This is a genomic window from Corallococcus macrosporus (assembly GCF_017302985.1).
In the GTDB taxonomy this organism is placed as follows: domain Bacteria; phylum Myxococcota; class Myxococcia; order Myxococcales; family Myxococcaceae; genus Corallococcus; species Corallococcus macrosporus_A.
On sequence record NZ_JAFIMU010000002.1, the window covers coordinates 862312 to 887288 of the forward strand.

General features: G+C 72.0%; 17 protein-coding genes. 11 read left to right on the forward strand and 6 right to left on the reverse strand.

Annotated elements, in window-relative coordinates:
• The first annotated feature begins 96 nt into the window (after positions 1-96).
• From JYK02_RS03935 to JYK02_RS03965, 7 genes are all read left to right on the forward strand, one after another.
• Positions 97-807, forward strand: a complete 711-nt coding sequence (locus tag JYK02_RS03935) for a CPBP family glutamic-type intramembrane protease (protein ID WP_207048496.1) — start codon at positions 97-99, stop codon at positions 805-807.
• Positions 808-857: 50 nt separating this feature from the next.
• The gene (locus tag JYK02_RS03940; RefSeq protein ID WP_207048497.1) at positions 858-2519 is read left to right on the forward strand and encodes a DUF262 domain-containing protein; all 1662 of its coding nucleotides are present in this window, start codon (positions 858-860) and stop codon (positions 2517-2519) included.
• A 1-nt stretch (position 2520) separates the two neighbouring features.
• A complete protein-coding gene (locus tag JYK02_RS39465) occupies positions 2521-4518 on the forward strand; it encodes a HipA domain-containing protein (protein WP_242588314.1) in 1998 nt (665 codons plus the stop codon).
• A 54-nt stretch (positions 4519-4572) separates the two neighbouring features.
• On the forward strand, positions 4573-6429 hold the full coding sequence (locus tag JYK02_RS03950; RefSeq protein ID WP_207048498.1) for an OPT family oligopeptide transporter: 1857 nt from the start codon (positions 4573-4575) through the stop codon (positions 6427-6429).
• Between the two features lie 15 nt (positions 6430-6444).
• Positions 6445-10422 (forward strand): serine/threonine-protein kinase PknK, encoded by a 3978-nt coding sequence (locus JYK02_RS03955; protein WP_207048499.1) that lies wholly within the window; start codon positions 6445-6447, stop codon positions 10420-10422.
• Between the two features lie 119 nt (positions 10423-10541).
• A complete protein-coding gene (locus JYK02_RS03960) occupies positions 10542-12095 on the forward strand; it encodes a hypothetical protein (protein ID WP_207048500.1) in 1554 nt (517 codons plus the stop codon).
• Between the two features lie 3 nt (positions 12096-12098).
• A complete protein-coding gene (locus JYK02_RS03965) occupies positions 12099-13514 on the forward strand; it encodes a serine/threonine-protein kinase (RefSeq protein WP_207048501.1) in 1416 nt (471 codons plus the stop codon).
• 7 nt (positions 13515-13521) lie between these two features.
• On the opposite strand, the gene JYK02_RS03970 is transcribed toward JYK02_RS03965, so the two are convergent.
• From JYK02_RS03970 to JYK02_RS03990, 5 genes are all read right to left on the reverse strand, one after another.
• Complete coding sequence (locus JYK02_RS03970; protein WP_242588315.1) at positions 13522-14937, reverse strand: sigma 54-interacting transcriptional regulator; 1416 nt, start codon at positions 14935-14937, stop codon at positions 13522-13524.
• Between the two features lie 90 nt (positions 14938-15027).
• A complete protein-coding gene (locus JYK02_RS03975) occupies positions 15028-15825 on the reverse strand; it encodes a ZIP family metal transporter (protein WP_207048502.1) in 798 nt (265 codons plus the stop codon).
• 104 nt (positions 15826-15929) lie between these two features.
• Positions 15930-16910: a HEAT repeat domain-containing protein gene (locus JYK02_RS03980; RefSeq protein WP_207048503.1), complete on the reverse strand. Its 981-nt coding sequence runs from the start codon at positions 16908-16910 to the stop codon at positions 15930-15932.
• Positions 16910-18076 carry a HEAT repeat domain-containing protein gene (locus JYK02_RS03985; protein WP_207048504.1) on the reverse strand — a complete coding sequence of 389 codons (1167 nt, stop codon included), beginning with the start codon at positions 18074-18076 and terminating at the stop codon, positions 16910-16912. The genes JYK02_RS03980 and JYK02_RS03985 overlap by 1 nt, the downstream gene beginning before the upstream one ends.
• Before the next feature lie 92 nt (positions 18077-18168).
• A complete protein-coding gene (locus JYK02_RS03990; RefSeq protein ID WP_207048505.1) occupies positions 18169-18714 on the reverse strand; it encodes a peptidase M23 in 546 nt (181 codons plus the stop codon).
• Between the two features lie 279 nt (positions 18715-18993).
• Between JYK02_RS03990 and JYK02_RS03995 the strand changes: the two genes are divergently transcribed.
• The 4 genes from JYK02_RS03995 to JYK02_RS04010 all read left to right on the forward strand — a co-directional run bounded on the left by JYK02_RS03995 (position 18994) and on the right by JYK02_RS04010 (position 23345).
• Complete coding sequence (locus tag JYK02_RS03995) at positions 18994-20514, forward strand: M91 family zinc metallopeptidase (RefSeq protein WP_207048506.1); 1521 nt, start codon at positions 18994-18996, stop codon at positions 20512-20514.
• 10 nt (positions 20515-20524) lie between these two features.
• Positions 20525-21196: a hypothetical protein gene (locus JYK02_RS04000; protein ID WP_207048507.1), complete on the forward strand. Its 672-nt coding sequence runs from the start codon at positions 20525-20527 to the stop codon at positions 21194-21196.
• An 18-nt stretch (positions 21197-21214) separates the two neighbouring features.
• Positions 21215-22036 (forward strand): fused MFS/spermidine synthase, encoded by an 822-nt coding sequence (locus JYK02_RS04005; RefSeq protein WP_207048508.1) that lies wholly within the window; start codon positions 21215-21217, stop codon positions 22034-22036.
• Between the two features lie 109 nt (positions 22037-22145).
• Positions 22146-23345, forward strand: coding sequence for an NAD(P)H-dependent flavin oxidoreductase (locus tag JYK02_RS04010; protein WP_207048509.1), 1200 nt, complete (start codon positions 22146-22148; stop codon positions 23343-23345).
• Here the strand turns inward: JYK02_RS04010 and JYK02_RS04015 are convergent.
• Positions 23342-24964 (reverse strand): serine/threonine-protein kinase, encoded by a 1623-nt coding sequence (locus JYK02_RS04015; protein ID WP_347402420.1) that lies wholly within the window; start codon positions 24962-24964, stop codon positions 23342-23344. The genes JYK02_RS04010 and JYK02_RS04015 overlap by 4 nt on opposite strands.
• Positions 24965-24977 lie beyond the last annotated feature (13 nt).

Consider the following 24977-nt stretch of genomic DNA (forward strand, 5'->3'; position numbering starts at 1 on the left):
GTTCCCGCGCTATGAGGTGCCTCCACCAGGAGCTCCGCGCCTCCTGAATCGCCGCTTGCCTCGCGTGTCGCGCCGCGCTGCGCGCTCGCGTTCGCCGTGCTGTTCGCCTGCTACGAAGCGCCGGAGGGGATTGGCGGAAGGCTGCTGGGGAGCTTCGCGGCGACGGCCGTGCTGATGCTGCTGTTCCACGCGGTGGCTTGGGGCGTGGGCCGGTGGCTGGGCTACCGCAATGGATTTCATGCGTATGCGTTGGAGTGGAGGGGCTCCGTGCTCGCGAGGGCGCTGGCGGTGATGCTGGTGCTCAAGCCCGTGTCCGTGCTGGTGGGCGTGTCCTTGGGCGTGCTGCGCGCGCAGCCCCTGGAGAAGCCGCTGATGGGGACGGCGCTGCTGGTGGCGGTGCTGGGCGTCCTCGTGTCCACGTTCGTGCCGTCGGTGGCGGAGGACATCGTGGCGCGAGGCTTCGGGTATCGCGCCTGGCCGGTGGCGGGGCAGGGGGCGGGCTACGTGTTCATGTCCGCGGGCGTGTTCGTGCTGACGCACGTGTACCGGTTGGGCAACGGTCCGCTGGAGTGGCTGATGTTGTTCTGCACGGGCCTGGCGTACGCGGCGGCGGTGGCCCGCACGGGCTCGCTGTGGGGCGCCGTGGGGCTGCACTGGGGATGGAACCTGGCGAACGGGCTGCTGGACCTGCAACTGGACGTCAACGCAGTGGGGCAGGGCGGTCGCGTGCTGTCCGCCGTGACGGGTCTGGTGGCGCTGGGGCTGGTGGTGCTGCTGCCCGCGAAGCGACGTGTTCCCACGGTGTAGGTGGCGGGTTCCGGAGCTTCGGGTTACAGACCCGGGGGAGGAGGCTCGCGATGCCCGCTCCCCTGACGCGGCGCCCGGAGACGAAGTCGTTCAGCATCGAGGACCTGCTCGACCGCGTGCGGCGTGGCGAGGTGCGCATCCCCGACTTCCAGCGCCCCCTGCGCTGGACCGCGGACGACGTGCGCGACCTGCTGGACAGCGTGTACCGGGGCTATCCCATCGGGACGCTGTTGTTCTGGCGCAAGGATGCTCCCGCCGCCAACGTCAGCTTCGGCCCCGTGCGCATCGACGCGCCCTCCACCAGCCAGGGCTTGTGGGCCGTGGACGGACAGCAGCGCGTGACGGCGCTGGCGGGCGTGCTGCTGCATCCGTCCTATGGGGACGACGCCGGCCGCGATGACTTCCACCTGTACTTCGACCTGGAGACGGAGGAGCTGCACCCGCCGCCGAAAGAGGGAGCGCCCCCGCCGCACTGGCTGCCGATGAACGAGGTGCTGGACAGCGAGTCGCTGCTCCACTGGCTCAACCGCTACCCGGACCGCGAGGCGCACCCGGAGCACCTGCGCGCCGCCATCCGCCTGGGCAAGGCCATCCGCGAGTACCAGGTGCCCGCGTACGTCGTGGACACCGCGGACGAGAAGGTCCTGCGCATCATCTTCAAGCGCCTCAACACCGCCGGCCGCCCGCTCACGGACGAAGAGGTGTTCAACGCGCTGTACGTGGGCTCGCGCTCGCTCAGCCTGGAGTCGGTGACCCAGGGGCTCAAGGAGCTGGGCTTCGGCAGCATCCCGGAGTCGCTGCTCCTGCGCGCCGTGCTCGCCGTGCGCGGCCTGGACTTCACGCGCGGCTACCAGGAACAGCTCAACCAGGACGACGAGCTCACGGAGACGGTCCGGCGCACGGACCGGGCGCTCCGCGACGCCATCGTGTTCCTCAAGCGCGACGCGTTCATCCCGCACCTCAAGCTGCTGCCCGCGCCGGAGAACTCGCTCGTCCTCCTGACGCGGTTCTTCCAACTGCACCCCGAACCGGCACCGCGTTCCCGTGAGCTGCTGTCCCGCTGGTTCTGGCGCCACATCGTCTTTGGCGGCTGGGAGCTGAAGCCCGCGGAAGCCCTTCAGGTCTTCGCGGCCATCCGCTCCGACGAGGAGCGCTCCCTCCAGACGCTGCTGGCGCAGGTGCCGCCTCCGCTCATCCGCTGGTGGATGGAGACGGGCCTGCCGGTCATGCCCCACGCCACCGTGAGGCCTCCGCTGGTCCTGCGCATCGCGATGCTGTCGCTCCAGCCGCGCCACCTGCTGACGGGCGCGGTGCTGGACCCGGCGGAGCTGCTGGAGCAGAAGGGCGAGGGCTTTCAGCTCCTCCTGCTCCCGGATGACGTGCGGTGGCGCACGCAGCGGGCCCAGGACCGCAGGACGGTCCGGCGCCTCATGGAAGGCACCTTCAACTACCTCTTCCATCCCCCGGTGGAGGGACGCTCCCTCCTGCAACTGCTCGAAGCACAGCCGCCTCCCAGCGAGGAACTGCTCCACAGCCACGGGCTCACGGCGGAGGCGCTGGCGTCCCTGCGGCGCGATGACGGCGCGTTCCTGTCCTTGCGCCAGGCCGTGCTGGAGCCCGTCCTGCGCCAGTTCATGGAGGCCCGCACGCGCTGGGACGAATCCGACCGGCCTTCGCTCCAGTCGATGATCATCGACGACGATGAGGACTGACATGGACCCCATGATTCCCGTGTCCACCACCGGCATCCTCGACGTCCTCATCGGGGACGTGCACGTCGGCACGCTCACGCTGCTCGCGGACGAGCGCATCGAGTTCAGCCTCTCCGAGGACTACCGACAGCGCTACCCGCGCCCCGTCCTGGGCCAGTTCTTCGAGGACGACCTGTCGCGCCGCCACACCAGCCGCATGCGGCTGCCGCCGTTCTTCTCCAACCTGCTGCCCGAAGGGCCGCTGCGCGACCTCATCTCCGAACGCCAGCACATCGCCCGCCAGCGCGAGTTCTTCTTCATCGCGCACCTGGGCGCGGACCTCTCCGGCGCCGTCATCGTCCGCCCCGCGGGCGAGCTCGCCGGCCACGACGCGCCGCTGGTGGACGTCCCCGCGGAGCCCGTGTCGGACGGAGAGCCGCTGCGCTTCTCGCTCGCGGGCGTGCAGCTCAAGTTCTCCATGCTCCGCCGCGACCGGGGCATGACGCTGCCCATGGGCGGCCTGGGCGGTGACTGGATCGTCAAGCTGCCGGACAACCGCTACGACCGCGTGCCGGAGAACGAGCTGTCCGTGATGACCTGGGCGCGCGCCACCGGCATCGACGTGCCGGAGCTCCAACTGCTCAAGGTGTCCGACCTGCACGGCCTGCCCGAGGGCATCACCCTGCGCGAGGACCTGGCGTACGCCATCCGCCGCTTCGACCGCCCGTCGCCGGGCCACCGCGTGCACATGGAGGACCTGGCGCAGGTGCTGGGGCTGTACTCCGACGAGAAGTACAAGAAGTACAACTACGAGACCATCGCCAACGTGCTGCTCAAGGTCGCGGGCCTGGACGCGCTCCAGGAGTTCCTGCGGCGGCTGGTGTTCATCATCGCGTGCGGCAACGGCGACGCGCACCACAAGAACTGGTCGCTCTACTACCCGGACGGCATGCGCCCCGTGCTGTCGCCCGCGTACGACTTCGTCTCCACCATCCAGTACATGCCGCAGGATCAGCTCGCGCTGAACCTGGCGAAGTCCAAGCGCTTCGAGGACGTGTCGCTCCAGAGCTTCGAGCGGCTGGCGCGCAAGCTGGGCCTGCGCGACGAGGACGTGCTCCCGGTGGTGACGGGCGCGGTGGAGGTCGCGCTCGACGCGTGGACCACGCTGCGCGCGGACCTGCCCATGCCGGAGCTCTTCAAGCAGCGCATCGAGGAGCACTGGAAGCGCGTCCCGCTCCTCCAGGGCAACGTGAAGCGCAGCGCGGGCGAGTTGCGCCAGACGGCCAACGCCTTCTTCACGCTCTACAGCGAGCTGCCCCGCCTGGGCCCCGGCAGCGACGACTGCACCCGCGAGGCGCTGCGCCGCCTGGCTCCGCCGCCGCCCTCGCCGCGCGTGCTGGACCTGGGCGCGGGCACCGGACGCCAGTCGCTGGTGCTCGCGCGCGAGCTGGGCACCCGCGTCACCGCCGTGGACCTGCACCGGCCCTATCTCGACCGGCTGGAGCGCGAGGCCCGCGAGCAGGGGCTGTCGGACACCATCGTCACGCGCCAGGAGGACATGGCCGCGCTGACGCTGCCGCCCGCGTCCTTCGACCTCATCTGGTCCGAGGGCGCCATCTACGTGGTGGGCTTCGGGCAGGGGCTGCGCCAGTGGCGGCCGCTGCTCGCGCCCGGAGGACAGGTGGCCGTCACCGAGTGCTCCTGGCTCACGGACGTGCGGCCTCCGGAGGCGGTGCGCTTCTGGTCCGCCGCGTATCCGTCCATGGCCAGCGTCGCCCAGAACCGAGCGACCGCGGAGGCGGCGGGCTTCACGGTGGTGGACACCTTCACGCTGCCCGCGTCCGCGTGGTGGGACGACTACTACACGCCGCTCCTCCATCGCATCGAGCGGCTGCGCCCCACAGCGGACGCGGCGCTGCGCGAGGTCATCGCGGCGGCGGAACAGGAGGTGAACCTGTACCGCCGCCACGGGGACAGCTACGGCTATGTCTTCTACCTGCTGCGCTCGCGCGAGCCGTGAGGCCTGACGGCGGTGGTGGCGCCGAAGGGGACGAACGGGGAGGATGGGCCGCTCATGCCGGCCCCCGCACCCCGCGCCGTCCCCGCAGGGGACACCCCCACCGACGCCTCGCTGACGCTGCTGAGCATCCCCGGGGCGACGCAGGCGGAGGTGGACACCTACTGGCTCAGGCACGTCTACCAGGGCGACCGGCTGCCCCAGCTCACGCTGCGAGCGGTGGCCCTGGGCGCGGGGCTGGGCGTGCTCACCTGCGCCACCAACCTCTACGCGGGCCTGAAGACGGGCGTGGCGTTCGGGGTGGCCGTCACCGCCGCGCTGCTCGCGTCCGCGACGCATGGCGCGCTCCGGCGCTTGAGTCCCCGGGGCGCGGGCGCGCCGCTGTCCCTGCTGGAGCTGGGCTGCGCGCAGACGGTGGCGTCGTCGGCGGGGTACGCGACGGGGGGCGCGCTCGTGTCGGTGCAGGGTGCGTGGCTGCTCACCACGGGGCACCACCTGCCCGGGGTGACGCTGCTGGCGTGGACGTTCCTGCTGTCCGCGCTGGGCGTCCTGTTCGCGGTGCCGCTCAAGCGACAGTTGGTGGACCGGGAGCAGCTTCCGTTCGCGTCCGGGACGGCGGCGGCGGCGACGGCTCGTGCGCTGCACGCGGGCGGTGAGGAGGCGGGGCCCCGGCTGCGGATGCTGGGCGTGGGTGGGTGGGTGGCGGGAGCGTTGACGCTCGCGCGCGATGGCTTCGGGCGCGTGCCGTATGCGTATGCGTTTCCCGGGACGCTGGGCGGGGTCTCGCTGGAGCGGCTGGGGTTCGCGCTGGAGACGGGGCTGATGCCGGTGGGCGGGGGGGCGCTGCTGGGCGTGCGCGTCACTGCCTCCATGTTGCTGGGGGCGCTCGTCGTCCATGGCGTCGTCGCGCCCCGGCTGATGGCCGCGGGCGTGGTGGCTCCGGACGGGGACTTCCTCGCGTGGGCGCTGTGGCCGGGCGCGGCGGCGCTCACCACCGCGTCGCTGTTGCAGTTCGCGCTCCAGGCGCGCGTGTGGGGCCGGGCGCTGAGTGGGCTCCGGGGCGGCGTGTCGCGGCAGGCGCCGCATCCGATTGAAGCGCTCCAGGTGCCCGGGCAGTGGTGGGTCGCGGGGATGCTGGTGCTGACGCCCGCGACGGTGGCGCTGGCGCGGGTGGGCTTCGACGTGCCGGTGCCGCACGCGCTGCTCGCGGTGGCGCTGTCGTTCGTGCTGTGCCTCATCTCCTGCCGCGTCACGGGTGAGACGGACGTGAGCCCGGTGGGCGCGCTGGGGCAGGTGACGCAGTTGACGTATGGCGTGCTGCTGCCGGGCGATGTGCGGGCGAACCTGGCGACGGCGGGCATCACGGTCAACGCGGCGTCCTCGTCCGCGGATCTGCTCACGGACCTGAAGGCGGGGCACCTGCTGGGTGCGAATCCGCGCCGCGTGTTCCTGGCGCAGCTCGTGGGATGTGTCGTCGGGGCGCTGGTGGTGGTGCCGCTGTTCTACCTGCTGGTGCCGGAGCCGTCCGTGCTGGGGTCGGAGCGCTTTCCCGCGCCGGCCGCGACGGTGACGGCGGGCGTGGCGCGGGTGCTGGCGTCGGGGCTGGGCGCGGTGTCGGTGGACCTGCGGATCGCCATGGCCTGGGCCGCGCTGGCGGCGGCCGTCCTCACGCTGGGCGAGCAGGCCTTGCCGGAGCGCTTCCGCCGCTGGACGCCGTCCGCCGTGGGAGTGGGGCTGGCGTGCCTGCTGCCTGCCTCCACGTGCCTGGGGTTCTTCCTGGGAGGGCTGGGGTGGGAGCTGGCCCGGAGGTGGCGGCCCGCGTCGGAGGGGCCGGGCGTGACGCTGGCGGCCGGGCTCATCGCGGGCGAGGGACTGGTAGGGGTGGGCATCGTGCTGGCGCGAGCGCTCTGGTAGCCTTCGGGCATCCGCATGCGCTGTCCGGTCTGCCACCGCCGCCTCGCTCCCGGCGCGGCGTGTCCCGTGAACGGCGTCGCCGCCGGGTCCGGTCTTCCCCTGGAGCCGCTGGCGATCCCCGACGTCCCCGGCCTGTCCGGCGCCGCCCTGTTGGGAGTGGGTGGATTCGCCCACGTCTTCACCGCGGTGCGCGAGGTGGACGGCCGCGAGGTGGCGCTCAAGGTGGGCCTGGGTCCGCACCATGCGCGCTTCGCCCATGAGGCGGAGGCGCTCCGGCGGGTGGGGCCGCCCACGGTGCCGGCGGTGCTGGAGGAGGGGCGGGTGGGAGGCCGGCCATTCCTGGTGCAGGAGCTGTTGCGAGGGCAGACGCTCGCGGCGTGGATGGCGGCGTTGCCGGGGACGGGTGCGGCGTCCGTGGCGCGGGTGCGGGAGCTGCTGACGGGGCTGTGTCCGGCGGTGGCGCGCGTGCATGCGGTGGGGCTCGCGCACCGGGACCTCAAGCCGGAGAACATCTTCCTGCGCGAGGGTGGAGCGCTGAGCCTGCTGGACTTCGGGCTCGCGAGGAGGATGGAGGACGGTCCCGCGGAGGAGGCGGGGAACCGCGCGGGCACGACGGTCTACATGGCGCCGGAGCAGTGCCTGGACGCGCGTGAAGCGGGCACGGCGGCGGACATCTACGCGCTGGGCGTGCTGCTCTTCGAGCTGCTCACGGGCTCGCCGCCGTTCAACGGCAGCGCGGACGAGGTGCGTGAAGGACACGTGAGCCAGCGTCCGCCGCGCGTGTCCGAGCGTGCGCGGATCCCGGTGGCGCTGGACGCGGTGGTGGCGCGGTGTCTGGCCAAGGAGCCCGCGGAACGGTACGCGAGCGCGGACGAAGTACTGGCCGCGTTCGAGGCCGCGTGCGCGGAAGTGCCCGCGCTGCCCGGTGTCAGTGAGAAGGACGCAAGGCCCGCGCAGGCGTCGACGACGTTCGCGGGCTCGCGTCCGGTGGCGGTGCTGGGCCTGCGCACGGCGGCGTCGGTGGAAGGGCTCGCGGCCACGCTGGAGCCCTTCGGCGGAGTGCTGGCGCGGGTCGCGGCCGGTGGGTACCTGATCGTCTTCTGTGAGTCGTTGTCCGCGGAGGCCAACGTGCGAGCGGGAGCGCTCGCGGCACGGAGGCTGGTGGAGTCCGGAGACGCATCGGCGGTCCTGCACGTCGCGGTGCTGTACGTGCATCCCGGCGCGGCACTGCCGCGAATCGCGGGCACCGCGCTGGAGCGGCCGGACACGTGGTGGGGAAGGGCACTCGCGCCGGGCGAAGTGCAGGTGACACCGGATGCAGCCGCGAGGCTTGAGCCCGGCTGGGTTGAGTCAGTTGAGAAGCAGGGCGGCAGGGAAGTCGGGCCCGCGAGTCGTGATCCTATCGCGCATGAGGCCCCCGCGGCTGGGAGCGCTGGGCTTGCGGAGCCGCGGGACAGCGAAGGAGCCGAGCGCGCGGCGACGCATGTCCCTGCACAACATGAGTTCCTCGTGCGGCCAACGGCTTCGGAGGGCGCGCGCACTCCGGCACTGCCTCCCGTGGGCCCTGTGCGCGAAGCCGGTACGGTCTTCCGGCTGCGCCTCCATGACGAGGAGGGGGCTCGCGCGGATGGGGAACCTCCTCCGTTCGTGGGCCGTGACGCGGTGCTGGATGTGCTGGTTTCGGATGCGACGCGGAGCCTTTCGTCCTCCGTGCCGGGGCTGGGCGTGCTCACGGGCGAAGTGGGGCATGGCAAGTCGCGGTTGCTCAAGGCGCTTGCGTCCCGGTTGGAGTCCGAAAGGCTTGCTCGCGTCGTGCGCCTTCGCGCTCCGCCTCCGGATGCTTCGGTGTCCGGCTCCCTGCTGGATGCACTGCGCGCTGTCGTGGGCCGTCCTTCCGCGGAGCCCCGGACCCTGGCCGATGCGCTCCTGGCTCAAGCCCGTGAAGCACCGCTCGTGCTGCTGCTGGATGATGCGCACCTCGCGGATCCCTTGAGCCTGGATGCGCTGGAGCGCGCCACGCTCGAAGGACCTCGGGCCCCGTTGTGGATTGGACTCGCGGGGCGCCCGTCGCTGCTGGGCTTGCGTCCCCACCTGGGCGAGCGCAGCGCTCACGCCTCCCGCCATCCGCTGCCGCCCCTTGCTCCCGAGGCGAGCCGCGCCGTGCTCGTCCACCTGCTGCGCCCGGCGGAGCACATCCCCGAGCCCGTGCTCGCTCGCCTGGAGCAATTGGCGCAGGGCGTGCCTCTGTCACTTGTCGAACTTGCTCGCGCACTCCGTGCCGCCGGGGCGCTGCGGTCCGCTCCGGGCGGTGGGTGGTACGTCGCCCCGGATGCGCTGCTGGATGTCTCCGTCACGCCGCTGTTTGAACGGCTGGCCCCTCGCGTGCTCGCGGGGCTTCCGGAAGTCCACCGCGTGCTTGCCCGGCTTTGCGCGGTGCTCGGTACGGAGGTGGACGTGGCGCGGGTGGACGCGGCCCTGCGTCACCTGACCACCGGGCCGGAGTTGTCCCGCGCGGCCTCACTGGACGCGGGCGCGGGCCTGCAACGGCTGTCTCGCGCGGGCCTCCTGCGTCCCTCGGGGCCGGGACGCTTCGCCTTCCGCCACCCGCTCCTGCGCGAAGCACTGGAGGCCCTGCTCCCTCCCGCGCCCCGGCGCGCCCTGCATGCCGCCGCGCTCAAGGCCAGCGTGGGCGAAGACGTGGCCGAACGCCGCCGCCGTGCCCACCACGCGGCGGTCTGCGGCGCCCACCTGGAAGCCGCTCGGGACTACCTCTCGCTGGCGGAGGAGGCGCGCGCCGGACACCTTCCCGTGGAAGCGGAGCAGCACTACACGCGCGCGCTCGCGCTCCTTCCGGAGTCCGACGACGCTCGCCGGGCCCAGGCGCTCGCGGGGCGCGGGAAGGTGCGCCATCGCCTCCAGCGCTTCCGTGAAAGCCTCGCGGACCTGTCCGCTGCTCGCACCCTGGCCCGCGCCCGGGGCGACGCGGCGCTCGAAGTGGACCTGCTGCTGGAAGAAGCCACCGCTCGTGACTGGATGGAGGACTCGGACGGTTCCGCCGCTTGCACGCGCGAAGCCCTCGACGCCATCGAGCCCCTGGACGCGCCGCGCCTGTCGCTCCGCTGTGGCCTCGCGCGCGGCCGCCTGCACGTGCGCCAGGGCGAGTGGGCCGCCGCGGCCCGCGTGCTCACGTCCACCGCGGAAGGCGCGGAGCGCGCCCGGGACCACGAGACGCTGGTCGTGTCCCTCGCGCTGCTGGGCGCCGCGCTCACGTTCCTCGACCGTGCCCCGGAAGCCGCCGCGCGCTTCGATGAGGCCCTGGAGCGCTGCGAGGCCGCGGGCGACGGACTCCACAAGGCCGCCGTGCTGAGCAACCGCGTCCTCCTGTGGCTCCGCCAGGGTGACGTGCCGCGCATGGAAGCGGACCTGCGCCGCGCCATGGTGCTGGGCCGCGAACTGGCCCACGCGCAGATGGAGCGCTGGTCCACGTTCAACTTGGCGGAGGTCCTCTACATGCAGGGCCGCCTGGATGAAGCCCTCCCCCTCGCGCAGCGAGCATACGAGCTGGGCGTGCGCTTCTTCCGCGAACATCCCGTGCCCGTGGACGCGCTGCTCATCGCCCGCATCCAGGCCGCCGCGGGAGACGAAGCGGGCGCGGCCCGGCAGCTCGCCTGGATCTCCCAGCGCTGTCCTCCCGAATCCCTACCACCCACCGCCATCATGCGGCGCCTCGTGGAGCTCCAGGTCCATCAACAGACCACCGGCGCCTTCCGTGCAACGGATTGGGACGCGCTCCACCTGGAAGCGGACGCGCTGGCCTCGCCGGACGAGAAGGCGGAGATCCTCCTGCAGGCCACCGGCATCGCTCGCCGCACGGGCGCCCTGGACGAAGCCCGCGCGTGGCTCGAGCGCGCAGCGCCCGCCGTCGCGGAAGCTCCGCTGTGGTCTACGTGTTTCCACGCACTGCGTGCCGCGCTCGCACCGGCAGCGCTGTAACGGGAAACGCTACACACGCCCGCGCCCGTAACCTTTCGCGCTACAGGGAGACAAGAAGGCCGCGCCTGGGGTTTCCTTCGCATCCGATTTCCGGATCCTTCCCAAGGAGTGTTCGCGCGATGGCCTCCTCCGTCCTCCGAGTCCCCTGGTGTTTCCTGTTGCTGGCCCTGACCGGCTGCGAGCCCTTGCTCCCGGATGGCGCCGACCCGAGTCCGCATGCCGGCGCGAAGCTCGGCACGAGCCAGTCGGACATCCGCATCGCCAACTCGCTCACGACGCAGGAGCTGGTGGTCAACGCCATCGCCGCGAACCACGACGCCAACACGGCGCTGGCCACGCACTCGCTGGAATCCCTCTTCGACCCCGACGTGATGGACTCCGGCGGTGAGGTCACGCTCATCCAGAACCAGCTGCGCGACCCGTTCGCGCAGCGCTTCATGGCGTACCTGGTGAGCTGTGCGCTGGACGAAGGAGAGAGCCTGGAATGGCTCGACCCCGCGGACTCGCAGCGCAAGGAGTGGGCGGGCTCCGCGGGTCTCTGCCCGTGGTGGCGCACGCAGGCGCCGGGCAATGCGTGCCTCAAGCGCGTGACGGCCTGCCTCCTGGCGCGCAACAACAGCCGGGGCTTCCGCGTGGAGCTGTCCATGCGCGGCGAGCTCTACGAGCCCGCCTACTCGGTCGCGGCGCCGTTCGCGCTGGATGCATGGACGAAGCCGCTGGAGCAACTGCCGACCGCGTCCGCGCCGCTGAGCAGCTCGGTGCCGTGCGATGAACAGACGCTGGGCGCGGGGCGCGACTGCGGCTGGTCGATGCACTCGGTGGGCTGGTGCCCCGCGGGTCAGACCATCTCCGTGGGCGCGGGCGGACCGCCGACCTGTCCCTCCGGCACGCCGCTGGGCTCCAGCACCGACGCGCGCATGATGCTGCGCGTGTGCCGGGGCATCGCCGGTTGCGACAGCGCCGACACGCGCCAGGTGGCCTCCAGCGAGGGCTGCACGGCCGGCTCCACGAACCCCCTGCCTTCCTCCGCGACGGACCCCTCCGTGAGCTTCACCTGCCCGGCGTCGGGCGGGTACTTCACGGTGATGACGGCGCCCTGGGACAGCAACGCGGAGGGCACGGCGAACGTGGGCGTCTCCGCTGGCGTGCAGGCCCCGCTCTCCGAGCGCGCCGTGTACCGGATCCGCGAAGGCGCCTTCTACGGCAACCTCTTCGGCAAGGACTCGCTGCGCGACGACATCAACGTGACCGTGACGCCGTCGGGGAAGCGGGACGTCTTCGAGGTCAACCGGCCGCCGTCCCCGCAGACGACGCCCATCTTCAAGAACCTCTACGCCTGCTACGACCCGGGTTGGGTGTACGGCATGGCGTACGCGACCTATCGCGTGTGCGCGCTGCCGGGCTCGAACGCGGACTGCGCGGCCAGGGTGACGGGACCGTGCTGGGGCAACGACACGGTGGCCACGCGCCGGTGCGACCTGCAGGACGGCCCGCTGCTGTCCGGCGACGGCGACTTCGAGAGGTGCCGGGACACGTCCAACACCGTCTGGATGGAACCCGTCACCGTCTTCCTCAACGGCGCGTGCGACCTGGTGGACGCGCAGCACCGCGACCTGTGCAAGCGCAGGACGGAACCCGCGCCGCCCCAGGACGGCTCGTCGGGCAAGCGCTAGCCCATGGCGGGTCACGGTGAGGAGGCGCTCTACGGTGAGGAGCTGCGGCCCGGCGCGCTCGTGGGCGAGTGGGTCGTGGACCGCGTCCAGGTCCAGGGCCCGGTGTCCGCGCTGTACCGGGCACGGCACGCGCGCTCCGGCGTGCCCGCGGCGCTGAAGGTGCTGCACCCGCAGGTGGCCGCCGCGGCGGTGGCGCTGCGGCGCTTCCGCCGTGAGGCGGCCACGCTGCAGCGGCTGAGCCACCCGCACATCGTCACGGTGCTGGGCTACGGCGAGCTGCCGGATGGCCGGCCCTTCATCGCCATGGAGTGGCTGGAGGGCCAGGACCTGGCGGCGGAGCTGGCCTCGCGCGGGCCGCTGTCCCCGCGCGAGGTGCTGGCGGTGATGGAGCAGGTGGGCGCGGCGCTGCGGGTGGCGCACGCGGCGGGCGTGGTGCACCGCGACCTGAAGGTGCAGAACGTGGTGCGGCTTGGGCCCGGACGCGGCGGCCCCGCCGTGAAGCTGGTGGACTTCGGCGTGGCGAAGGGGCTGGTGCCGGGCGCACCGGGCAGCTCGTCGCTCACGCACACCGGCGTGGTGCTGGGCACGCCGCTGTCCATGGCCCCGGAGCAGATCCGCGGCGAGGTGCCGGACGCGCGCACGGACCTGTACGCCGTGGGCGTGCTCCTCTTCCAACTGCTCACGGGCGTGCCGCCCTTCCAGGGCACCACGCGCCACGAGGTGGAGCAGCTGCACCTGCACGCGCCCCCGCCGCGTCCGGGCGAGCACGCGCCGGTGTCCGCCGCGCTGGATGCCGTGGTGCTGCGGTGTCTGCGCAAGGCGCGCGAGGAGCGCTACCCGGACGTGGACGCGCTGCTGGAGGACCTGCGGGGCGCGGTGCTGGGCGGCGCGGCGCCGGTGGAGGTGCCGCGCGCGGTGGGGCTGTACGTGGAGGCCCGGCTCACCGGCGAGCCCGGTCCCGCCGCGATGGAGGAACTGGACGCGGGCCTGGAGCGCGCGAGCACCCTGGCGCGAGAGGCCGGGCTGGAGGTGCGGGTGATGGGCGGCGCGTGCCTGCTCGCCGTCGCCAGCCTCCCGGACGACGTGCGTCGCGAGCGGGAGCTGCGGGCGCGGGTGCTGGACGTGGGGCTCGCGCTGTCGGGGCGGGACGCGTCTCCCGCGCGCTTCCTCGTCACCGTGCACGTGGACCGGCTGACGGCGCGCGAGGAGCCCCACGGCTGGGCGGACGGCGCGGCCTCCGCGTGGGACGCGGAGGGTGGGGAAGGGGGCCTGCTCCACCTGCCCGGCTGGGTGCGCGGCGACGGGGAGGCGGCCTCGCCCATCGTCACCGGCCCGGCGCTGCGGGGACTGGAGATGGACTTCGCCGCCAGCCTCCTGCCGGACGCCCCCGAGCGCTGGCGGCTCTCCTCCCGGCGCTAGCCGGGGGTCACGGCTTGATGCCGTGCCTGCGCAGGAGCCGGTAGAAGTGCACGCGGTCCATGCCGGCGGTGACGGCGGCCTGGGCCACCTTGCCCTGGTGCTTCTCCAGCAGCGCGCGCAGGTAGCGCCGCTCGAAGTCGTCCACCACGCGCCGGCGCTGCTCCGCGTACGGCCGCGACAGGTCCACCTCCAGCGGGCTGCCCTCCGGACGCGAGTCCTCCTCCGCCAGGGGCAGCGCGTCCTCGAACACCAGGCAGCGCTCCAGGTGGTTGCGCAGCTCGCGCACGTTGCCAGGCCACGCCGCGTGCCGCAGCCGCGACAGGAACTCCGGCGTGCGCAGCGCGCCCGTGCGCTCCGGGTCCGCGCCCAGCGACGCCAGGATGCCCGACACCAGCATGGGCAGGTCCTCCGGGCGCTGACGCAGCGACGGCATGGCGATTCTCAGCACCGCGAGCCGGAAGAACAGGTCGGAGCGGAAGCGGCCCGCGTTCACCTCCGCGCGCAGGTCGCGGTGCGTGGCCGCGATGAGCCGCACGTCCACCGGCTGGTACGTGTTGCTGCCCACCCGGCGGATCTCCCGGTTCTCCAGCACGCGCAGCAGCTTGGGCTGCAGCTCCGGGGGCAATTCGCCAATCTCGTCCAGGAAGACGGTGCCGCCGTCGGCCTCCTCGAAGACGCCCGCGCGCCGGTTCACCGCGCCGGTGAAGGAGCCCTTCTCATGGCCGAACAGCTCGCTCTCCAGGATGTGCGCGGGGATGGCGCCGCAGTCCACCACCAGGAACGCCGCGTCCTTGCGCCGGCTGGCCTGGTGGATGGCGAGCGCCGCCTGGCTCTTGCCCGTGCCCGTCTCTCCCTCCAGCAGCACCGTGACGTCGCGCGCGGAGGCCCGCTCCATCATCGCGAAGCAGCCGCGCATGGCCACGGACGTGCCCACCAGCGTGCCGAAGCGCGTCAGCTCCGACAGGGGCAGCCGGTTGCTCTCCGCGCTGAAGTCGAACCTCAGCACCACGCGGCCCAGCCGCAGCAGGCTGCCGCTGCGCAGGATGCCCTCCACCACCTGCACGCCGTCCACGATGACGCCGTTGAGGCTGTCCAGGTCCTTCACCTGCGGGCCCTTGGGCCCGATGCGCACCTCGCAGTGGAAGCGCGACACGGTGGAGTCCTCCACCGCGAAGTCGTTGAGCGGGTGCGAGCCCACCGAGCAGGTGTCCGCCGTGGACTCCCACACCGTGCCCGCGCCCGGGCCCTCCACCACGGACAGGCGGAAGCGGCGCACCGTGGGCAGGTCCCCCGGACGGCGGGCCTGCTCGTACGGCAGCGTCACGTGGAGCGCGGCATCCGCCCCATCTTCGTCCGGGCGGGCGCCCTTGTCCTTCGACTCCCCGGGGGGCCCGTCGATGCGGGTTCGATCCGACACAGACATGCGCTCGAAACTACCACGTCCGGGCCACCCGGGGCGGGGCAGCCGGGTGTCCTCCAGGACACAGAAGCGGCTCGCGCACAGGGCGGCGCGTCAGCTCAGCGTCACGTCCAGGAACATCATCAGCACGAAGCCCACCATCAGCCCCGCCGTGGCCTCCTTCGCGTACTCCTGGCGGTGGCTTTCGGGGATCATCTCGTCGCTGACGACGTACAGCATGGACCCGCCCGCGAACGCGAGCGCCCATGGCAGCACGCCCGACGCGAACGACGTGGCGAAGAACCCCACCAGCGCCGCCACCCCCTCCACCAGCCCCGTGTAGAGCGCCACCAGCACCGCCTGCTTGCGGCTGTACGCCACCCCCATCAGCGCCAGCGCGACGACGAAGCCCTCCGGGATGTCCTGCAGCCCGATGCCCACGAGGATGGGCGCGGCGATGGTCATGGAGCGGCTGCCCACGCCGGTGCCCACCGCCAGCCCCTCCGGGAAGTTGTGCAGCGCGATGGCCAGCACGAACAGCCAGATGCGCTTCATCCGCACCGCCTCCGCGTTGCCCTCCTGGCCCTTGATGAAGTGCTCATGCGGGATGAAGCGGTTGCACAGGTGCAGGAACAGGCCGCCCACCAGCATGCTGCCGCCCACGATGCAGGCGGGGAGGAAGCGCGACGTCGTGCGCTCCTCCACCAGGCGGATGGCGGGCACGATGAGCGAGAAGGCCGTGGCCGCGAGCATCACGCCCGCGCTGAAGCCCATCAGCACGTCCTTGGAGCGCTGGGAGATGCTGCGCGCGGCCAGGGCGGGCAGGGCGCCCAGGAAGGTGGACAGGACGGTGACGGCGCTGCCAACGAGCGCCAGGACGAGGGTGGACGAGCCGAAACCGCTGTCGGACATGGCCCTCCCAACCTGTCGCACTCCCCGGCGCCCGGCCACCTTTTCGGCGAAGGCCCGGCGCGGGGATGCCCGCCATGGAACAGCCAGCGTCCGTGGGCACGCACTCAGGGCATCAGGCGCTGCTTCTCCCGCAGGATGAGGTGCCACTCCTGGAGGTTGCGCTTGAGCGCGGACAGCCACGCGTCGATCTCCGGATCCAGGCGCGGATCCACGCCGCGCAGGGACTCCAGGAGCGGCCGTGCACCGGACTGGCCCAGCCGCGCCAGCCCCTCCAGCGCGGACTTGCGCACCGCGAGGTCGCTGTCGCTCTTGTACAGCGACGTGAGCGAGCGGCGCGCGCCCGCGGACTCGGAGCCGGGCACGCCGCCCAGCGCCTTCGCCGCCGCCGCGCGCAGGCCCGCGTCCTCCGAGCGCAGCTGCTGGGTGAGCTTGCGCACCGCCTCCGGGCTCGCGGCCTCCATGGAGACCTCCCCGAGCAGGCGCTTCGCCACCGCCGGGTCGTCCGAGGCCGCCGCGACCTTCACCGCGGCCTCCGCCAGCTCCGGGTTGTGGCCGAAGTAGATGCCGGCGCTCTCCGTCACCAGGTTCTCCACCACCGCCTGGCGCACCTCCGGCGCGCTGTCGCGCACCAGTTGCTCGTAGGTGACGACGCCCCCGTTCTTCGCCATGAACTCCACCGATGGCGAGCCCTGGAGCGCGCGCACCGCCGCGGCGCGCAGGCCCGGGTCCACGTCCTGGCTCGCGCGGGAGAGCAGCGGCTGGAGCAGCTCCGGCTTCTGCGCGTTGCTCGCCTTGGTGGCCAGCGCCGCGCCCACGGCCTCCAGCACGGCGGGGTCGCGCTCCTCGCTCACCACGCGGCCCAGGGCCTCCGGCGGCAGCGCGATGGCGGCCTCCTTCAGGCGCAGCCGCGCGTACTTCCGGTACGCGGGCGAGCCCGTCTTCATGGCGACGCGCACCTCGTCCAGCATGCCCTCCACCGTGCAGGCCGTCTTCGTGGGGACGGCCACGGGCGCGCCCTGCGCCAGCGCCAGGCCGGGCAGGAGCGACAGCCAGAGCAGGCGGGCCTTCATCGTTCGGAAGCCCATCAGTGCGGCGCTCCTTCCTCGACCACGCAGTCGTGGTGTTCCTTCTTGCCCGCCCAGATGCGCGCGAAGTCCGTCGTGCCGGTGGCGTACAGCGCCTTGAAGTCCAGGTAGTCCTGCCGCAGGCGCGGGTCCTTGCGCGCGAACTCCTCCACCAGGGGCAGGGCGTCCGCGCCGGCCGCGCGCACCGCGAAGCGCAGGAAGGCCCATCTCACGCACAGGTCCTGCTCGCCGTCGAACGCGGCGCGGTAGGCGGCCAGGGCCTTCTGCGGATCCTCGGTGACGGCGAGCCGGAAGGCGGCCATCTCGCGCACGTCGCGCTCCTTGTCGGTGCGCATCACCTTGGCCAGCGCGTCGATGGAGTCCGGATCCAGGAGCGGGTCGGAGTACGACGGCATCTCCAGCGCGAGCAGCCGCACGGCCGTGTCGTCCGACGTGGTGCCGATGTCCAGCAGGTCCTTCCAGTACGGCGCATACGTGCCGGTGCGCTCGTAGTCCTCCTTCATCACCCGGCCCAGCGTGCGCGTGGCCACCCACGCCGCGGAGTCCGCGGACTCATCCAGCGCGATGGCCTTGATGCGGCCCCGCGTCTCCGGCGTGAAGCGGTGCTGCGTCTCCAGCGCGTCCAGGACGGCGGCGCGGTCCTGCGTGAACAGCGACTTGTTCTCCGCCACCGCCAACAGCTTCTCCGTGACGCGCGGGTGGCGCACGGCGGGCGCGGCCTTGAGGGCCTCCAGGTAGATGGACGGCTCCGGCGGCGCTCCCTTCGCCGCCCACTCCACCAACTGGAGCCCGCGGTCCGGATCATTCCCCACGAGCTCCGTCAGGCGCTCCTGGAGGTAGGCCACCAGCGCGGTGTCGCGCGCCTGGATGGCGGCGGCCACGGCGGCGTGCAGCGACTCCAGCGTCGCGGAGCGGTCCAGCGCGGCCAGCCCGTCCCAGCACCCGGGCATCGGAATCTCCTCGCGCGGTCCGGTGCGCGCGGAGGGCGGAGGGCCCGAGGCGGCGGCATCGCCGGTGACAGCGGAGGGCGCGGAAGGCTGCGCCGCGACGGGCTGCGAGGGACCGGCGCCATCGGGACCGGCCGCGCTCCGCAGCCACACGACGCCCAGGGCGACGAGGAGGACGAGGCCGGCGAGCGCGACCTTGAAGTGGGGACGGGAGGTCATGTCGAAGGGAGGCTCACGCTTGAGGGGAAGAGGACGGTGGGGACGTGAAGCCGGGCAGGGGACATGCGGCCCCCGCCCGGCGGACCCGCGGGCTACAGCGTGGGAACGCCCAGCCGGTTGTTGCAGTAGGCGTTGGTGCCGCACGTGGTGCCGACGCTGGTGTACCAGGCCGACTTGCGCGTGCCGTACTGCCGGTTGTCCGCGTGCACGTGCGGGCCGGTGGCGTTGCCCGTGCCGCCCACGAGCCCCAGCGCGCAGCGGTCGCACGTCTTCGTGCCGGAGCTGACGTTGGCGTAGAAGTGCAGCTGGCGGAAGTCCCAGCCGTTCGCGCCGGACACCACGTAGTAGTTGCCCGCGCCTCCGTTGCACGTGGAGCCGTAGCAGGCCCCCGCGCAACCGCCGTAGTAGTAATAGTAGTAGTTGCCCACCAGCATGCCGCGGTGGTTCCACTCGCCGCAGGTACCGTTCCCGATATCCAGCGCCGTGTGGCTGCTCCCGGTGCAGCTGTAATACGTGGTCGAGTTCACGTAGGCCGCCGTGTCGCAGATGGGGCCGTTCGCCGTGGCCGCCACTCCCGGACTGGCCCACGCCGCGGCGGCCAACGCCACCCCGGCGGACAGCAACGTCTTCAGCTTCATGCGGTGCTCCCTCCCGTCATCCGCCCTCCGTATCCCCGCGAATGGGGGGTGGGCGGCGAAGCTGTAATACATGAAATTCCCGCCTTGATCTCGAAATTCGAGAATTGAGAAGTACAACGATTCCAGGGACTTCCGTGCCGCGCCGTGTCGTTCTGGGCCAGGCGACGCAACTGGCGGCAAACGTTCACGACAATCTGGAATGTCGGCGTTCGTCCGACCCCTGGCGCTTTCGTCGCCGGGACTACTGGCCGGGTGTCCCCGTCACCTGGGAGAAGCGACATGACCACGATTGGAAAGCCCGGCTCGCGCCCCGCGTCCCCCCTGACCTCTCAGCCGGTGCAGACGCCCGTGGCGCCCGCGAAGCCCAACGCGGTGAAGGCCGCCGTCACGCAGCGGATGTCGGACGGCTTCGACGCGGGCCCCCGCACGGCGGCGCGTCCCCAGGTGCTGAAGGAGGTCCGCACCACCGAGACGGCGCTGAAGAAGGACAAGGACGGCGGCGGCCTCTTCGGCGGCATCGCTTCGACGCTGGGCTCGGCCATCGACAAGGTCGCCAAGGGCGTGCAGAAGGCGCTCGCGCCGCAGGTGAGCACGAACGAGCAGGGCCGCACGGTGGTGGACCTGGGCATCGGCAACAACACCGCGACGGTGTCCCAGAACAAGGACGGCGGGCTCACCATCAAGTCCGGCAGTGACACGGTGACGCTCACCGCCGAGCAGGCCAAGGGCGCCATCATCAACGGCGGCGCGGGCAACGACTCCATCACCGTGGACGCGAGCGTCACGCAGGACCTCACCCTGGACGGCGGCGACGGCGACGACAAGCTCACCGGCGGCAAGGGCAACGACACGCTCGTCGGCGGCGCGGGCAACGACACCGTCATCGGCGGCGAGGGCAAGGACACGCTCCAGGGCCAGGACGGCGACGACTACCTGGAGGGCGGCGCGGGCGATGACCGCATCCTGGGTGGCGAGGGCCGCGACGTCCTCTACGGCCTGGACGGCAACGACTACGTGTCCGGCGGCAACGGCCGCGACTACATCGACGGCGGCGCGGGCAACGACCGGGCCTATGGCGGCGAAGGCGATGATCAGGTCATCGGCGGGCGCGGCAACGACACGCTGAGCGGCGGACGCGGCAACGACGCGGTGGCGGGCGGCGCGGGCACCGACAAGGTGTCGGGCGGCACGGGCACCGACAAGCTCTACGTCGAGGAGAATGAGACGACCGCCGACTCGGAGAAGGCCGAGCGCGAAATCGTCGACATGACGGACGCGGATCAGCGCGGCTCCTCCGTCTCCGTGACGGGCAGCGCGGAGTTTCAGGCGCGCGTGCAGTCGGACCTGGACGCGATGCGCTCGCTGCCCTCGGGCCAGGACCTGCTGGGCACGCTGGACAAGAGCGGCAAGAAGACGGTCATCCGCGAGACGGCCAGCGGCAACAGCGCGGGCGGCACGAACTTCAACGACGGCTTCATGAACGCGGACGGCACGCCGGGCAAGGGCACGGACGCGCAGGTGAACTACAACACCACGCGCATCTCGCTGGGCAGCGAGGAGTGGATGAACCGCCCGCCCGTCGTGGGCCTCTTCCACGAGCTGGTGCACGCCTCGGACATGAACAACGGCACGCTGGCGCTGGGCTCCAAGGACGGCACGCGCAACCTGGAGACCTCCGCGGTGGGCCTGCCCATCGACCTGGACCAGAACCCCGCCACGCCGGACGTGGTGCAGGGCGGCCGTCCCGGAGAGAACGTCCTGCGCGACGATCTGAACCTGCCCACCCGCCCGCGCTACTAGGATGCGCGGGATGAGGACGTTCCGCCGCGCCGGTGCCATCATGGGGCTGGCGCTCATCATGGGGTCGGGGTGCGCGCGGGCGCCGGAGCGGCCCGTGCCTGCTCCGGCGACCCCGGCGGACCCAGGAGGACAACGCGTGGCCCAGGCGGACGTGGAGCTGAAGGTGGAGTCGGTGGCGCGCGAGGCGGACACGCTCGCCGTCACCTACGCGGTGCACAACCGGACCTCGAAGGCCGTGCTGCTCGTGGACGGCCTGTGGGACGTGGGCTTCAGCGGCCACCTCACGCTGGCGCCCGAGCGGGCCTACGTGGACCTGTCCGGCGGCAAGGTGGTGCTCTCGCGCATGCTCCTGCCGGTGCCGGAGGACCTGGCGGTGGAGGCCCCGGAGGTCCCCGCCGTCACCCGCGTGGAGCCGGGCGCCACCGCGAACCGCCGCGCCGTGGTGCCGCTGCCCCTGCGCACCGCGCTGCCATACCCCACGGGCCCGGAGGAGACGCGCGAGCTGTCCGCCGTGCGCGAGGTGTCCCTGCGCGTGGGCTACCTGCCGGACGCGGACGCGGTGACGCTCGCGCAGGGCAAGGACTCGCAGGGCACGCCCGTCCAGACGCCCCGGTACGGGCCGGCGGTGACGGCGCAGCGGGTGCTGGACAGCGGTCCCCTGCCGGTGACGGGCGCGAAGTAGGGAGTCCGCGCCCTGGCCGTGGAGGACGAGCGCGATGACGGCTCCGGGCCCGTCATCGTCACCGAGGACGCGGAGGGACGCCGCTCGCTGCGCTTTGGCGACGGGGGCGCGCGACAGAGCGTCGTGTGGCCTGGCGAGCCCCTGCGGCTGGAGCTGCCGTACACGCGCATGTCGATGGTGGCGCTGGCGTTCGTGCCCCGGCCGGAGAACATCCTCGCCATCGGGCTGGGCGGCGGCTCCATCCCCATGTTCCTGCGCGCGGTGCTGCCGGACACGCACATCGACGTGGTGGAGGTGGACGCGGCGGTGGTGGACGCGGCGAAGGTCTACTGCGGCTTCCAGGAGGACGCGCTCCTGCGCACGCACGTGGCGGACGGGCGGGCCTTCATCGAAGCGGATGGGCCTCCCTATGACGTCATCATCCTGGATGCGTACGGGGCGGACCAGATTCCCGGGCACCTGTGCACGCGCGAGTTCCTGGGCGCGGTGCGCGCGCGGTTGACGCGGGGCGGCGCGGTGGTGAGCAACGTCTGGGAGTCGGCGGCGAACCCGCACTTCGACGCGATGGTGCGCACCTACCAGGTGAGCTTCCATGGCGTGTCCGTCTTCGAGGTCCCCACCAGCACCAACCGCATCCTGGTGGGGCTGGAAGGGCCCTCGCGGCTGACGCGCGAGGCGTTGGTGGAGCGGGCGCGCCGGGTGGAGCGGGAGCGGGGCCTGCCGTTCCGGCTGAGCACCCTGGTGGCGCAGCGCTACCGGCCCCTGACGCGGCGGCTGGGCCGGGGGCGGGTGTTGACGGACGCGGGGCTGGGGCCCGGCGGCCTCATCCCGGAGGAGTGAGGCCGCTCTGCTGGCCAGTGAGCACGGCCCCGCCCGGCCGCGGCTGAATCGGGTTGCGGCGCTGCTAATCTTGAAGGCTCGGTACGAGAGCATCCTTTCGGGAGACGCGATGAACGGCGCGAACGACGGACGACCCGGCCAGCCCTTGGGTTCCTCCGAGGACGAGGTGCCGCAGGCGGACGGCGAGGCCGAAGCCGCGGGCCTCGAGGCCGGTCCGAAGCCGAAGCCCATCTACGTGCTGGAGGGCAACACGCTGAAGACGCGGCTGACGCGGGACGTGGGCATCCACTATCCCTTCGTCGGCGCGGGCATGGCGTTCGTCGCCCTGCCGCCGCTGGTGGTGGCGGTGTCGGAGGCCGGAGGCCTGGGAATGCTGGGCACCGCGCCGGAGCCGCCGAGCGTGCTGGAAGCGCGGCTGAAGGCCATCCAGGCGGGCACGCAGCGCCCCTATGGCGTGAACTTCATCGTGGACAAGCTGGAGCCGCAAGGCTTCACGACGCGCGACCACGTGGACACCTGCATCGCGGCGAAGGTGCCGGTGGTGGTGTTCCACTGGGCCATGCCGCCGCGCGAGTGGATCCGCGCGCTCCAGGCCGCGGGGACGCGGGTCTGGGTGCAGGCGGGCACGGAGGACCTGGCGAGGCAGGCCCTGGACGCCGGGGTGGAGGGGCTCATCGCGCAGGGCCGGCAGGCGGGCGGGCGCAACCTGGGAAGCACGCCGACGCTGGCGTTGGTGAAGGCGTTCCGGAAGCTGACGGACGCGGTGCCGGTGCTGGCGGCGGGAGGCATCGCGGACGGGTTCAGCGCGGCGCGAGCGCTGCACCACGGCGCGGATGGCGTCTGGGTGGGCACGCGGCTGGTGGCGTCGGTGGAGGCGTACGCGCACCCGCTCTACAAGCAGCGGCTGGTGGACGGGGACGCGGGCGACACGACGCTGACGACGCTGTTCGGGCCGGAGTGGCCGGGCAAGCGCATGCGGGTAATCCGCAACCGCGTGGTGCGCGAGTGGGCGGGGCGCGAAGCCAGCGTACCGCCGCCGGCGGAGTCGGAGGCCATCGGGACGACGCGGCTGTTCCCCGGGGTGCTGGACGTGCAGTACGTGATGCCGAAGTTCAGCTCCTTCCTGCCGACGCCGGACACGCAAGGTGACCTGGAGGAGATGAGCCTCCCGGCCGGAGGCGCGAGCATGTCGCGAATCGACACCGTGCAGCCCGCGGGGCAGATCGTCGTGGAGATGATGGAGCGCGCCCGGAGACTGCTGGAGTCCCCGGAAGGGCTGGACGACGCGGACGAGGACGACCGGGGTTAGGGCGCGGGGAAGCGTTGTTCGAGGCGTCGCTTCCATGCGTCCAGCTTCTGCTGGCTCAATTCCAGGTCCATCTGCGTCTTGGCCTTGGAAATGCTGTCCATGATGTCCAGTTGTTCTTGGGAGTCCCTGTTGCTCATGGGGTCCCTGCCTCCGTTTCGCTTTCTCATCGTCGCGACGAAAGCCGAAATCTGACCGAGCAATTTGTTCTGCTGGGCCTCAAGGCTCGTCGATGGCTTGGGGGTCTTCTTCGGACCAGGCGGCTTGGGAGGTCTTCGCCCTCCATCCGACTTGTCGGGACCCGCATCGGGCTTATCAGGGCCCGCATCGGGTTCGTCGGGGCCTGCATCGGGCTCATCAGGACCCGCGTCGGCCATATGGATGACTGAAACCACCGGGATTTCGACAGGGGGCGGTGGCGGCACGGCGCGGAGCCGGATGACTCCAGCTCCCACGCTCAGCAGCACCAGCGCTCCGAGCAGCGCCCATCCAATGCCAGGCGGCTGGCGAATGGCCTTGAGCGCCTCTCGCGTGCTGGGCGTCAGGGAGTCGCCGGTTGGTGGCACGGGCTCAGGCTTCGCGACGGATGGCGCATGGGGCGCCGAGCGCAGGGGAATGCGCTTCAGTTGCTGACGCACGGCTTCAGCGGAATGCGGACGGGACGCGGGGTTCTTCGCGAGGAGCTGGAGCACCAGCGCGTCCACTTCCTTCGGCAGTCCCGCGAGGTGTGACGACGGCAGCGGCGGGGATTGCTCCAGGTGCGCGAACATCACCTGGACGGACTCACCCTGGAAGGGGCGCACGCCGGTGAGCAACTGGAACATCATCACGCCGGCCGCATACAGGTCCGTGGCCGGTCCCACGACGGTGTCGCCGCGGATCTGCTCGGGCGACATGAACTCCGGTGTGCCGAGGACCAGGCCATCCGCCGTCAGCGGGTTGTCGCGGGACTCCAACAACTTCGCGATGCCGAAGTCGACCAGCTTGACGGCGACCGGTGTCTCCGGCGCTTCCACGATGAAGACATTGGCGGGCTTCAGATCTCGGTGCACCACGCCCGCACGGTGCGCGGCGCCCAGCGCGGCGAGCATCTGATCCATGACCCAGACGACCGACTCCAGGTCCATGCGGCGCTTCCCTCGGACGAAATCCGAGAGAGGCCGTCCCTGGAGCAGCTCCATGGTGACGTAGGGGCGCTCATCCGGGAGCGTGCCAAAGCCGAAGATGTCGATGATGCCCGGGTGCCGGACGGCATTGACCGCGCGGGCCTCCAACAGCAGGCGCTGCACCTGCTGCTGTGACACCAACTCCATGCGCATGACCTTGATGGCGGCCTGCTTGCCAATGAGCGGGTGCTCGGCGCGGTACACCACGCCCATGCCGCCCGCGCCAATGCGCTCCTGGATGACGAACTCCCCCAACTGCATCCCCAACAGGGGATCCGGAGGCGCACTGGCCCGCGAAGAGGGCTTCGCGGCCGGTCTGGCACCGCTTCGGGAGGAGTTGGGATTTTTCATGGGGGCACGGGGGCGCGAACCATAGCCATGCGTTCCCAATGCTTTCAAACATCCGCTGATCAGCGCTTCCCGATGCTCAGGATCTCCTGGGATGGGGAGACCCACAGGGTCGTGCCTG